At 27.4% G+C, this 12,502-nt stretch carries 16 protein-coding genes, 2 tRNA genes and 1 other RNA gene; 8 read left to right on the top strand and 11 right to left on the bottom strand.

What is annotated here, in order from left to right; all coding sequences use genetic code 11:
• The first annotated feature begins 232 nt into the window (after nt 1–232).
• Nucleotides 233–691, top strand: coding sequence for a hypothetical protein (locus ACTQYZ_RS08150; protein ID WP_441022270.1), 459 nt, complete (start codon nt 233–235; stop codon nt 689–691).
• Between the two features lie 279 nt (nt 692–970).
• On the opposite strand, the gene ACTQYZ_RS08145 is transcribed toward ACTQYZ_RS08150, so the two are convergent.
• The 4 genes from ACTQYZ_RS08145 to ACTQYZ_RS08130 form a co-directional block, all read right to left on the bottom strand.
• Nucleotides 971–1,192, bottom strand: a complete 222-nt coding sequence (locus ACTQYZ_RS08145) for a hypothetical protein (protein WP_441022271.1) — start codon at nt 1,190–1,192, stop codon at nt 971–973.
• A gap of 52 nt (nt 1,193–1,244) precedes the next feature.
• A complete protein-coding gene (locus ACTQYZ_RS08140; RefSeq protein ID WP_441416369.1) occupies nt 1,245–1,583 on the bottom strand; it encodes a hypothetical protein in 339 nt (112 codons plus the stop codon).
• A gap of 111 nt (nt 1,584–1,694) precedes the next feature.
• Nucleotides 1,695–1,862, bottom strand: coding sequence for a hypothetical protein (locus tag ACTQYZ_RS08135; protein ID WP_441022275.1), 168 nt, complete (start codon nt 1,860–1,862; stop codon nt 1,695–1,697).
• Nucleotides 1,863–1,995: 133 nt separating this feature from the next.
• Complete coding sequence (locus ACTQYZ_RS08130; protein WP_253229484.1) at nt 1,996–2,412, bottom strand: sigma factor-like helix-turn-helix DNA-binding protein; 417 nt, start codon at nt 2,410–2,412, stop codon at nt 1,996–1,998.
• A gap of 245 nt (nt 2,413–2,657) precedes the next feature.
• Here ACTQYZ_RS08130 and ACTQYZ_RS08125 point away from each other — a divergent pair.
• Together ACTQYZ_RS08125 and ACTQYZ_RS08120 are read left to right on the top strand one after the other, a co-directional pair.
• Nucleotides 2,658–2,733 (top strand) — tRNA-Thr (locus ACTQYZ_RS08125).
• A gap of 265 nt (nt 2,734–2,998) precedes the next feature.
• Nucleotides 2,999–3,074 (top strand) — tRNA-Thr (locus ACTQYZ_RS08120).
• Nucleotides 3,075–3,146: 72 nt separating this feature from the next.
• On the opposite strand, the gene ACTQYZ_RS08115 is transcribed toward ACTQYZ_RS08120, so the two are convergent.
• The 5 genes from ACTQYZ_RS08115 to ACTQYZ_RS08095 form a co-directional block, all read right to left on the bottom strand.
• Entirely contained in the window at nt 3,147–4,268 is a 1,122-nt protein-coding gene (locus ACTQYZ_RS08115) for a glycerate kinase family protein (RefSeq protein ID WP_441022277.1), read from the bottom strand.
• Between the two features lie 42 nt (nt 4,269–4,310).
• Nucleotides 4,311–4,664: a hypothetical protein gene (locus ACTQYZ_RS08110; protein WP_441022279.1), complete on the bottom strand. Its 354-nt coding sequence runs from the start codon at nt 4,662–4,664 to the stop codon at nt 4,311–4,313.
• A 106-nt stretch (nt 4,665–4,770) separates the two neighbouring features.
• The gene (gene argH / locus ACTQYZ_RS08105; RefSeq protein WP_441416368.1) at nt 4,771–6,141 is read right to left on the bottom strand and encodes an argininosuccinate lyase; all 1,371 of its coding nucleotides are present in this window, start codon (nt 6,139–6,141) and stop codon (nt 4,771–4,773) included.
• 94 nt (nt 6,142–6,235) lie between these two features.
• Complete coding sequence (locus ACTQYZ_RS08100; protein WP_441022283.1) at nt 6,236–6,847, bottom strand: hypothetical protein; 612 nt, start codon at nt 6,845–6,847, stop codon at nt 6,236–6,238.
• Nucleotides 6,848–6,998: 151 nt separating this feature from the next.
• Nucleotides 6,999–8,216 carry an argininosuccinate synthase gene (locus tag ACTQYZ_RS08095; protein WP_253229489.1) on the bottom strand — a complete coding sequence of 406 codons (1,218 nt, stop codon included), beginning with the start codon at nt 8,214–8,216 and terminating at the stop codon, nt 6,999–7,001.
• Between the two features lie 220 nt (nt 8,217–8,436).
• Between ACTQYZ_RS08095 and ssrS the strand changes: the two genes are divergently transcribed.
• From ssrS to ACTQYZ_RS08080, 3 genes are all read left to right on the top strand, one after another.
• Nucleotides 8,437–8,602, top strand: a non-coding RNA gene (gene ssrS / locus ACTQYZ_RS08090) — 6S RNA.
• 21 nt (nt 8,603–8,623) lie between these two features.
• The gene (locus tag ACTQYZ_RS08085; RefSeq protein WP_441416367.1) at nt 8,624–9,211 is read left to right on the top strand and encodes a sugar O-acetyltransferase; all 588 of its coding nucleotides are present in this window, start codon (nt 8,624–8,626) and stop codon (nt 9,209–9,211) included.
• 69 nt (nt 9,212–9,280) lie between these two features.
• Nucleotides 9,281–9,793: a ferritin gene (locus ACTQYZ_RS08080; RefSeq protein WP_138269321.1), complete on the top strand. Its 513-nt coding sequence runs from the start codon at nt 9,281–9,283 to the stop codon at nt 9,791–9,793.
• Between the two features lie 36 nt (nt 9,794–9,829).
• On the opposite strand, the gene ACTQYZ_RS08075 is transcribed toward ACTQYZ_RS08080, so the two are convergent.
• Nucleotides 9,830–10,045 (bottom strand): hypothetical protein, encoded by a 216-nt coding sequence (locus tag ACTQYZ_RS08075; RefSeq protein ID WP_441416366.1) that lies wholly within the window; start codon nt 10,043–10,045, stop codon nt 9,830–9,832.
• A gap of 243 nt (nt 10,046–10,288) precedes the next feature.
• Here ACTQYZ_RS08075 and ACTQYZ_RS08070 point away from each other — a divergent pair, with 243 nt between their 5' ends.
• Nucleotides 10,289–10,639, top strand: coding sequence for a helix-turn-helix domain-containing protein (locus tag ACTQYZ_RS08070; RefSeq protein WP_441022289.1), 351 nt, complete (start codon nt 10,289–10,291; stop codon nt 10,637–10,639).
• A gap of 26 nt (nt 10,640–10,665) precedes the next feature.
• On the opposite strand, the gene ACTQYZ_RS08065 is transcribed toward ACTQYZ_RS08070, so the two are convergent.
• A complete protein-coding gene (locus ACTQYZ_RS08065; RefSeq protein WP_441022291.1) occupies nt 10,666–11,544 on the bottom strand; it encodes a metallophosphoesterase in 879 nt (292 codons plus the stop codon).
• A gap of 143 nt (nt 11,545–11,687) precedes the next feature.
• Between ACTQYZ_RS08065 and ACTQYZ_RS08060 the strand changes: the two genes are divergently transcribed.
• Nucleotides 11,688–12,476, top strand: coding sequence for an HAD-IIA family hydrolase (locus ACTQYZ_RS08060; RefSeq protein WP_441022293.1), 789 nt, complete (start codon nt 11,688–11,690; stop codon nt 12,474–12,476).
• The last annotated feature ends 26 nt before the right edge of the window (nt 12,477–12,502 follow it).

Here is a 12,502-nt window from a genome sequence, read left to right as displayed (position 1 = left end):
CCCCCCCCCCCCCCCCCCCCCCCCGTATCCACCCCCACGCCGGCAACCGAGATCATAGAACGCGTCTCGTGGGCTCGGAGATGTGTATAAGAGACAGATTAAATAATTATTATTGACAAAAAATTGCCTTTTTTTTGTCGAGTATTTAAACAAAACGCATATAATACTTTATTTTTAATTTCGGTTAATTATAATTTTATTATAAGAATCTTTCTTTCAAGAGGTAATTCAAATGAAAACAAAAGAAGTTAATTCATCATATGAAATAATAAGTTTAATTACTAAATTCAAATCTCAAAGATTACTTAAATTAATCTATGAATTTAAGACCGGTTCAAAATGCACCTGTACAGGATACTATATTATTGCAACAGATATGGGTCTTATTTTATCTGCTGAATATAATACTAACATTACATGTTTTATTACATATCAAAATATAGAAAATATTTATATAATATTATCTAAAGACAAAATTAAAATAAATAATAATGAAGATTTTATCAAGTCTTTAAAATTTATTGATATTGTATTTAATGACAATAATAAAAAATATAGCTTTACACTAAAAAACTCTTTTGAAAATATAAATACAAATATCAAACTATTAGATTGTGCCTCTATTTTTGAATACCTAAATATTAAGCTAAACAAAAATCAAATAAAATACATCAAAAGATATAATAACTAAAAAAGAAAGCTATATTATTTAGCTTTCTTTTCAAATTCATTATTAAACATAGTAACATAAGCACTGAAAATCTCTTCATTATTTTTAACTTCTTCTTCTTTGTTTTCATTAAATAACTCAAAAGGCTTACCTGGATATTTGTTATTATCTCCTAAAACACTTGCAATAGCATGAGATATACAAATACCATTTATCCATGAACTAAAATTGATTTTTTCAATTTCATTTTTTTCTTTATTTCATATTTTATAGAGGAGTTTCCTCCTCTATATTTATTATCTACGCAATGCTTTTTGAAATTTTTGAGCTTGGTAAAACAACAACTTTCATATCTACTGCAACATTTAAACCAGCACCTACGATTAATGCGTTATGTTTACCTGTGAAAGAATATTCTGTTTCATCAAAGTTAATTTTATATGTTAATTCTTCACCTTCTGCGCCAACTAATTGTTCAAAAATATCTGCATCATAATTTGCAACAAATTCCATAGCAGCCATACCTTTAATACCAGTGATGAATTTTTGTGAATCATCTGATAAGCAAGTTACTTCATTTGCTGCCGGTGCAGCTCCTATTTAATATTCCACCTTCCACAAATGTCTCCTTTACCTGTAAGTTAATCAGAGCTTTTTCATAGGATTGTTTAATATTTTTTATATCATTTAGTAAAAGATTTTTCTCATTCTCTTTTTTCTTTAATTCTTCTTTCAAAAGTAAAATGTCTTTTTTATTTTGCTTATATTTTTCATTTACTTCATCAAACCTGAATTTTGGAATCATAAGAACTTTTCTTTGAATAGGATTTTCTTTTACTGTCACAATCGTTTCTTCAAACATAAACAAATCATCTCCTTTCTGTTGTTTTCGCTGACATTCAGCGTAATTCATTTCCTTAAAATATCTAAGAAAAAGTTTTATATAAAAAGTATGAAATAAATAACATTAAAAACTATTTCTATATATAACTGCCTTTATTTTTTATTTATTCATACTTTTAAACTAATTAATTACTTTTTTTAGATAAGCCGTAGTCTCTTTTCTTTCTCCGCTACTGCTATGATACAAATTTGTTGTAATATCTATTATTTCAAATCCTTCATTCATAGCCTCTTCAAGCTTTGACTCCATATAAAATGGATCGCCTGAAATACATTTAATCTCAACCATAACTATCCTCCTTTTCTATTTTGACAATACAAGCAATCGTTTGATTTTAAAATTTGCAACATATAAAATCTACTTTGAAATATACGATTATTTAATTGTCAAATATTTCTCTTTCATATCTTTAAGGAAATTTTTATATATTTAAGTACCTTGTTTGATAAAAATTTCTAAGTTTTTTTATAATATTATTTTTTCGTTTATTTATTGCCTTTTGAGACAAATTAAAAAGAAGACTTATTTCCTTTTCTGTCTTATTTTCAAAATAATACAGATAAACAAGTCTTCTTTCATCTTTGCTTAAATCTTTAAGTATTAAATTCAATTTTTTAATTTCTAATTTTTTTATTATTTCGTCTTCACACTGAATATACATACCCTGATTATATTCAAACTGTATCCCATTTTCCTTCATATTTTCATATGAATACTCTTTGTCTTTCGCTTTTTTATAAAGATATCGTTCATGTTCTCTTTCTTTGTAGTAAGCTTTATAAACTTCGTCGCTTACATCAATACGCTTTTTATTAACTAGTAAAGTTTTATTTTTCATCCCTTCTCCTTCCCAACAAAAAAGAGCCAAAGCAAATTAACTTTGACTCTTTTATTTGAATGATTAATATATAACAGCTGCTATTTATAATTTTTTACGATATCATTATACCACGTTTTCCCCAAAATTTTGTCCCAACTTTTTTACAAGATTTTTAAACTATATTTAAAATAAAACATAAAAATAAATAAAATAAAAAAAACAGTTGACAAAAGCAAAATAATTTAGTATATTATATAGGCAGTGCTGATGTGGCTCAATCGGTAGAGCAGCTGATTTGTAATCAGCAGGTTGTAGGTTCAAGTCCTATCATCAGCTCCATTTTTATGCCTCTTAACTCTGAGTATTCAGAGTTTTTTTTATTTACTTTTTATATAATAATTGTTATCTTTTTGTCTCTATTGCAAATATTTAATACCAATTAATAACTTTAATAGTATTTAAAAAAAATATTAAAAAACTTACATATAGTAAAATAATATTAAAAATTGTATCTAAAAATTTTAATTAATTATAAAAATATATTGAAGTTTAAGAATAAAATAGTTGACAAAACATAAATAATTTAGTATATTATATGAGCGGTGCTGATGTGGCTCAATCGGTAGAGCAGCTGATTTGTAATCAGCAGGTTGTAGGTTCAAGTCCTATCATCAGCTCCATTTTTATGCCTTTTAACTCTGAGTATTCAGAGTTTTTTTTTTATACAAAAAAAGCAGGTATGAACCCGCTTTTTAAACAATCACCTTAAATATTTGTCTTGCTGTATTTTTTAAGTTTTTATAGGCTGTATCTTTTTCGATTAGCTCGTCTAGTTCCATTGGTTTATGAATTATTGAAAAATATCCATCAATAAACTCGCTGTCAAGCTTATCTTCACTTTCGACACTACCTGCAAGCAGTATTGTTTTCACATTATATTCCTTTGCCATTATGCAAAGACTAACTGCAGCCTTACCCATAAAAGACTGTCTATCAAATTTTCCTTCCCCCGTTATAACATAATCACAATCTTTGATTTCTTCTTTTATCTTTGAATAATCTAAAACAGCATCTACTCCGGAAATAATTTTACCCCCAAGAAATGCCATAAAAGCAAACCCGATTCCTCCGGCAGCACCAGCACCTTCTTTATTGCTGTAATCTATTCCCCATTTATCATATGTTTCCTTTGCAAGTCTTTTAAGGCTGTAATCTAAATCAAATGCCATTTTTTCATCAGCACCTTTTTGAATAGAATAAACCATACTTGCACCCTCTTCTCCACAAAGTGGATTTTTAACATCAGAAGCCACAACGAATTTACATTCTTTTAATTCTTCCATAGCTCTGCTTTCATCAATATAATGAAGCCTATTTAGCTTACCGCCTCCGGCAGGAATTAAATTATTAAATTCATCATAAAATCTATATCCTAAGGCTTTTAACATACCGCATCCGCCGTCATTTGTAGCACTTCCACCAATAAATACTACAAAATTTCTAATACCTCTTGAAATTGCATCTCTAATCATTTCCCCAACCCCGAAAGACGAAGTAATCATAGGGTCTCTTTCGCTTTCAGGTATCAAATCAAGCCCTGAACATTTTGCCATTTCAATAAAAGCAGTATCATCCATAATCTCATAGTAGCTATCAATTATTTCCCCCAAAGGATTATGGACTTTTAAATCAATCCTTTCTCCGTTAATATCCTCCATAACAGACTCTATACTTCCTTCGCCTCCATCAGCAAAAGACTTAACAACAACATCTATATTTTCATCAACACTAAGTATCCCCTCTTTTACAGCATTCCCTGCTTCAAGAGAAGATAGACTTTCCTTAAAGGAATCCATTGCAACCAATATTTTCATAATTAATTCTCCATATAAAAAATTTTATATAATAATCTTTTTTTAATTGTCAAGTTCTTTTGTAATTTTCCTCTTTTGTATATATCTTACTATACCAAAAATAATATATAAAAACAAAGTCGGTAATATCAATAACATACCTATAGTTCCTATAAACTCTATAATATCATAATCAGAATCAATAGCAAAAAACATAGTCATAAATGAAATTAAAAATACCATACCTGAAATATTTTGAATTGTCTTATATCTGATATACCGTTTAGTTAATAATTCTGCATATGTAATATTATTGTCGTTTTTATTTATTACCTTTCTTTCTTTTAAAGAAAATCCACACTCACTGCAACAATCATTTCTCCTGTTATTATCATAACCACATTTTGGGCAAATCATTTTATTACCTCAAATACAAATATTATATAATTTTATATAATTATAAATCAAAATTAAAAACTTTTCCATAATATTAGAAATAAAAAAGACAACATCACGTTGTCTTTTATTTTATTTCATCAAGTATTTTTTCTATGTATTTTTTAACTATATCTTCTTTCGGAGATGCTGTCATATTCTTTTTGTTTATTCCCGTTGTAACATGAAGTACTTCGTAAATATCATCTTCAAAAAGTTCATTTTGTTCCCTAAATTCATCTAAGGTTAAATCTTGAAGGAATTTATTTTCTCTTACACATTTTCCAACTAAATTACCAACCACAAAATGCGCATCTCTAAATGGACATCCTTTTTTAACTAAATATTCCGCAACATCTGTTGCATTCATAAAGCTGTTTACACAAGCATCTTTTAATACATCTTTATTTACAGTTATTGTATCAATCATTCCAGTAAATATGCTTAAACATTGTTTTACTGTATCCACACTGTCAAAAGTTGATTCTTTATCTTCTTGCATATCTTTGTTATAAGCAAGAGGAAGACCTTTCATAACTGTTAACATCGCCATTAAATTACCATACACCCTGCCTGTTTTACCTCTTATAAGCTCTGCAACATCAGGATTTTTCTTTTGAGGCATCATTGATGAACCTGTAGAATATTTATCTGAAACAGTAATAAACTTAAATTCATCACTTGCCCAGTAAATAATCTCTTCACTAAAACGTGATAAATGCATCATTATTATAGCCAAATCATCTAAAAGCTCAATTACATAATCCCTGTCAGATACAGTATCAAGAGAATTTAAAGTAATACTGTCAAAATCAAGTAAACTTGCAACATAATCCCTATCGATATCAAATGTAGAACAAGCAAGTGCACCTGCCCCAAGAGGCATAACGTTTGTTCTTTTGTATGTATCTTTAAGTCTATCCATATCTCTTCTAAACATTTCTACATAAGCACAAAGATGATGCGCAAATGTAACTGTTTGAGCTCTTTGCATATGTGTATATCCGGGCATTATTGTTTTTGTATTATCTTTTGCAATTTCAAGTAATGTAAAAATAAGATTTTTCACAAGCCCCATAACTTCCATTATTTCAGCTTTAACATACATCTTCATATCAAGAGCCACTTGATCGTTACGACTTCTGCAAGTGTGAATTCTCTTTGCACTATCCCCTATTCTATCAGTTAAGATACTTTCAACAGCCATGTGAATATCTTCATATTCTTCATTAAAAGTAACTTTACCTTCATCTATATCTTTCATTAAATTTTCTAAAGCTTCAACAAGCTTAATTTCATCTTCTTTTGTAATTATACCTTGTTTGCTAAGCATTTTTACATGAGCCATACTTCCTTTAATATCATATTTATATAGCACTTTATCAAAATGAAGAGAGTTATTAAAAATATCAACTTCTTTTGCATTTTGCTCAGCAAATCTTCCTGACCACATTTTCATAACAATTACTCCTAAACATAACTTTTCAATTTTTCACTATTTATTACAATAACATATTATTTAATATATGACAATATCAATATTATACATGATTTTACAAAATTTCTGTAACTCCCAAGAAAATCAAAGCTTCACTTTTCCCGTTATTAAAATATTTACAAGCAACGAGAGAATCTTTCTTTAAATTCTCATCATAAACAGAGTCTTTCAATAAAGATAAAATATAAATATTTTCTTTTTGTATATAATCAAAAGATCTTGCCCAAATTTTTTCAACATAACCTTCTTTATAAGGTATAACTATATTTATATCATCTGGAAAAATTCTGCTTCTAAGATTATCTATTTCTTTTCTGTTTCTTACTTTATAAACAGTTTTGTTATTTTCATCAAATTTTAAATGATTTTTTGCTTCCTCTTCCTTTATATGTATATGTTCTATTTCATTTAAAATATCTATATCTAAATCTTCAATCAAATCATAATTTGCAAGTTTTATCTTTTCTTCTATATATTTTCTATTGGACTTATCAACCATATCTCCCAAAATTCTAAGCATTATTCCTCTTTTATCATCTGTATAAACATATCCGATAAAACTTTCTTCAATATCATGAATCCCCATTTTTAAAAGAAATTTATCGGCATTATTTACCGCTACAAATTTTCCGTCAATATCTCTGTAATTATAATCTCTAATTTTCATTAAAAAATAACCTCAAATAATTTTATATATACATGATAATATTTTTTTTAATAATTTTAAATATAAAAATTAACTTTGACTACAAAAAACCTCTCTCTTATTTAAGAGAGAGGTCTATAGGATGAAAGATAAAAACTAAATGTAAAATAAACTATTTATCTTCGTTTTTCTTTTTCATAAAAGCTCTGATTTTTAATGGAAGTCCATAAAGTTTAATAAATCCTGCTGCATCATTATGGTCATATAATTCACCTGTTTCAAATGAAGCAATTTCTTCATTGTATAATGAATATGGACTTTCAATACCTTTTGTAATCATATTACCTTTATATAATCTTAGAGAAACTTTACCTGTAACAGTTTCTTGTGTTTTATCAACAAAAGCATCTAATGCTTCTCTAAGTGGAGAGAACCACATTCCTGAATATACAAGATCAGCATATTTAACTGCTACTGTTCTCTTATATGCTTGAGTTTCTCTATCTAAAGCAAGTTGTTCAAGTTCATTGTGAGCATAGTATAAAATTGTTCCGCCCGGAGTTTCATATATACCTCTTGACTTCATACCTACAACCCTGTTTTCAACCATATCTACAACACCAATACCATGTTTTCCGCCAAGTTCGTTTAATTTTGCAAGAAGGCTTACACCATCCATTTTTTCTCCGTTTAATTTAACAGGAATACCTTTTTCAAATTCAATTTCAATTTCTTCTGCTTCATCCGGAGCATCTTCTACATATGTTGTTTTTTGAAGAAGGTTTCTGTAATCAGGCATGTTTGCAGGATCTTCAAGTTCCAATCCTTCATGAGATAAATGCCAGATATTCATATCTCTTGAATAACTTTCTTCTGCTGACATATTAAGTTTAATATCATGTTTAATACAGTAATCAAGAGCATCTTGTCTTGATTTTATACTCCAAAGTCTCCAAGGAGCAATAATTTTAATATCAGGAGCTAAAGCCATAATTGTAAGTTCAAAACGAACTTGATCGTTTCCTTTACCTGTAGCACCATGACAAATACAATTTGCACCAAGTTCTCTTGCTTTATCAACCAAAATCTTAGAAATTAATGGTCTTGCAATAGATGTACCAAGTAAATATTTGTTTTCATAAACTCCGCCTGATTTTAACATTGGGAAAATATAATCATTTACAAGTTCTTCAGTTGCGTCAATTATATCAATACTATCTGCACCATATTCAATAGCTCTTTTTGCTAAATCTTCTTTTTCATTTGGATCTACTTGTCCAACATCAACACATACCGCGTGAACTTCACAATCATAATTATTTTTAAGCCAAGGAACTATTGTTGAAGTATCTAGTCCACCTGAATAAGCTAATACTATTTTATCTTTCATTATATATATACCTCCAAAATAAATCACTAATTTAAAATACTGACTAATTATACATAAAAATGTATAATTAGTCAACAATAAAAGGGAATTTTTTTATATTTTTTTATTTTTATACATTTTTATTAAAAATTTTGCATAAAATATTTACTCTGTTTCCAAATTTTGATATACACAAAATATCTTTTAGGTTGATATTTTTATAATTTAATCATATAATATATATGACCTTAAAATTATGCTATTATTTTGAACCTACACTTTTACACAGGGATATCGGGTCTTTAAGTAGATGTCAAGCCTCTATAAGTGGACGGCAGAAGCGGTAAGCAGATAACCCACCTATCATTTTTGATAGGATCAAAATCTTGGCAATTTTAGGGTCTTTTTTATTTTAAGGGGTACAAAATATGGATTTAATGGAAATATTAAAAAATAAACAAGGTTATAATTCAAACCATTCAAATGAACTTGCAAAAATTCAACAAAAATCTAAAATGTTATGTTTTGAATATAATAATACTTCTCCAATAGAAGAAGACAAAAGAAAAGAAATTCTAAAAAATTTACTTGGAACATATAACCCTCTTGTTTTTATAGAGCCTTCTTTTCACTGTGATTATGGATTCAATATACATATGCATGGGCTTGCTGTAATAAACTATAACTGTGTAATACTTGATACCTCTCCTGTAAATATTGGTAAAAATGCATTTATTGCTCCGGGTGTATGTATTGCATGTTCAGGTCATGCAATAGATAAAACCCAAAGAGCAAAAGGAGTCGGAACATCTAAACCTATAACAATAGAAGATGATGTATGGATAGGTGCAAATTCTACAATTTGTGCAGGTGTAACTATAGGACAAGGAAGTGTAATTGCTGCCGGAAGTGTAGTAAATAAAGATATACCAAAAGGAGCTATAGCAGGAGGAGTTCCTTGCAAGGTAATCAGAAACATAACAAAAGATGATATTATAGAAAATATTATTTTTTAAATAAAATACTTGACATTTTAAATTAGAACTATTATAATTTAGATACAATCAAAAAAGGAGATAAGAACAATGTTAGATAAAAAAGTTGCTGAATTATTAAACGATCAAATAAATAAAGAATTATACTCTGCTTATATCTATTTAGATATGGCAAATTTCTATGCTGATTACGGTTTAGATGGATTTGAAAACTGGTTTTATATCCAAGCTCAAGAAGAAAGAGATCATGCAATGATGATCAGAGAATATTTAAAAGATAACGGACATAAAATCACAAGTGAAGCTATTGAAAAACCTGAATACACATATGAAAAACCAATGGATCCACTTGTAAAAACATTACAACATGAAAAAATCGTAACAGGTTTAATAAATAATATATATGATGCTGCATACGAAATCAAAGATTACAGAACAATGAAGTTCTTAGATTGGTTTGTATCAGAACAAATGGAAGAAGAAAAAAGCGCTGAAGATAATATAAGAAAATTTGAATTATTTGGTCATGATGCAAAAGGTTTATACTCTCTTGACCAAGAATTTCTAGGTAGAACATATTCAGCTCCAACAACTGCTGAATAATAAAAAAGCACCAAAAGGTGCTTTTTTTATATGCAATTATATATTTAATGTCAAGTCTAAATATCTTTTCTTTATTTTAAGCTGTTTAGCTCTAAATTTAAAATATCTTTTATACATATTTACTAATCTGTCATTGACAACTTGATTTTCATTCTTTTTTAGTTCAACCCTTATATTTAAATACATATTATCCCCTATTCTTTCAAACATTTTTACCATATAAAACATAACAAATAATTTCATCTTTTTCATTTCTTTTACCTCTTTCCTTTTTTCTTGACATTATTATATATTTTCTAAACATCAAAATTTGTCGAAAAATACAACTATAAAGGTTAATTTTATTAAAAATAGTATATTTTAAAATAATGGCTAATTAATTGTATAACGTTGTATTTATAATATAAATTTTGTATAATACTATCATAACAACCAAAAGTATTAATTTAATTATATATGTTAAATATCACTAATAATTACATAAAGGATTTTAAAATGAAACTAAATTATACAAATATTGGACAAACAATAAAAAGTTATAGAAAAAATAAACATATTACACAAAAAGAATTATCTAAGTTAATAAATAAATCCGTTACTCACATAAGTAAAATAGAACAAGGTCAAAGCAAAGCATCTCTTCAAACTATAGTTGACATTGCAAATACACTTGAAATAACCGTAGATGAAATTTTAAAAGGAAGTATAATAAAAACAGCTCAAAACGAAATGATAAAAGAATATGAAGAAATTTTTAAAAACTGCTCATTTGCAGAACAAAAATTTTTAATAGAAAATTTAAAATTTGCCAAATATCAATTAAAAGAATTAAACAATACAAAATAAAAAAGACTTAATATATTAAGTCTTTTTTATTCACTTCTTAAAGTTATTAAATTCATTTCAAAAGGGTTAAATATTCTAAAATTAACCGTATCATTTCCAAGTCCGGCACTTACAATCATATTTGTATCATTAATTGTATACAATCCATGGTAGTATTTTGGAAACCATTCTTGATCAGGAGATAAAAGTCCACCTTTAAAAGGTATCCTTATTATCCCCCCATGAACATGTCCGGATAAAATCAAATCGACACCGCTTTTTTCATATACTTCAAAGTAAATAGGATTATGAGTTAATAAAATATTATATTTATTATTTTCAAATGTTTCTTTATTTATAGTCTTTGAAAAATTATCTTCAGTATATTCTATATTTGATTCTTTTAACGCTGACTTTGTAGAATAGTATACTAAATCTATATTAAGCCCGTACATATTTAAATACGATGAACCTTTTTGTATTTTCACCTTTGTATTTTTTAAAACTTTAACATCAAGATCTTTCAGTGAAGATATAAATTCATCATAAACACCAATATTATTATATTCAACAAGCTGTTCATGATTTCCATCTATATAATAAACAGGATAATCTTTTGATATTTTTTTTACCAAATTTATAAAAACATGACCATCATCCTCTGTGGAATTCATCATATCTCCCGTACAAACTATAATATCAGGATCGATTTTATAAATTTTATTTATAAGTTTTATATTATTTTCCCCAAATTCCCTTGAATGCAAGTCAGAAAGCTGAAGAATTTTATATCCATCAAAATTACTGTCTATCTTATTTGAAACAATTTCATTCTTTTGAACTATAAATAAAGAGGTATTTTCAAAATATAAATATACAAAAAGTATAAGAACAATCAATAGAGTAACTATTTTAAATTTTCTCAAAATAAAACCTCCATATATAGTGTATTGTTTATTATAACACAATATGTTTTTTAACCAAAAGAAAAATAGTGTTTTTAATAAATAAATTTATATGATATAATTAGCATACATAATTTTCGTACATAATTTTTATAGAGGTGCATATGAAAAAAGAAGATTTAAAAGATATAAAACTTTTCGTTATGGATATGGACGGAACAATCTACTTAAGTTCAACTCTTATAGAAGGTTCTCTTGACTTTATTGAACATTTAAGAAAGAACAATAAAGGTGTTTTATTTTTCACAAACAATTCTTCAAGAACAGGAGAAACTTATGTAGAAAGACTTAACAATATGGGATTTAATGTTACCGATAAAGATGTAATGACATCAGGAAACGTAACAATAAAATATCTAAATACAAAATATAAAGATAAAAAAGTATACTTAGTTGCTACACCTAAAGTAACAAAGAGTTTTAAAGATGCAGGAATCAATCTTGTTGAAGAAGATCCTGACATAGTTGTCATGACTTTCGATACTACTTTAACTTATGAGAAACTAGATAAAGCATGCCATTATATAAGAAACGGAGCTTTATTCCTTGCAACACATCTTGACATAAACTGTCCTACAATAAACGGTTTTATGCCTGACTGCGGTGCTATGTGCGAACTTATAACAAAATCTACAGAGAAAAAACCTAAATATCTTGGAAAACCATTTAAAGAAACTGTAGATATGATAGTTGAAAGTACTGGATATAAAAGAGAAGAAATTGCATTTATAGGAGATAGAATTTATACTGACGTTGCAACTGGAGTAAATAATGGAGCAAAAGGAATCCTTGTTCTAAGTGGAGAAACAAAAGAAGAAGATATACCTAAGTTTGATACTACCCCAGACTTAATATTTGATAAAGCATACGATATGATTCCATATATAAAATAAAAAAACCGTTTGATATCATTTTGTAT

The sequence above is a fragment of the Anaerofustis sp. LCP19S3_F7 genome (assembly GCF_052119445.1).
Taxonomy (GTDB): Bacteria; Bacillota; Clostridia; order Eubacteriales; family Anaerofustaceae; genus Anaerofustis; species Anaerofustis butyriciformans.
This window is presented reverse-complemented; position numbering and strand designations above follow the sequence as displayed.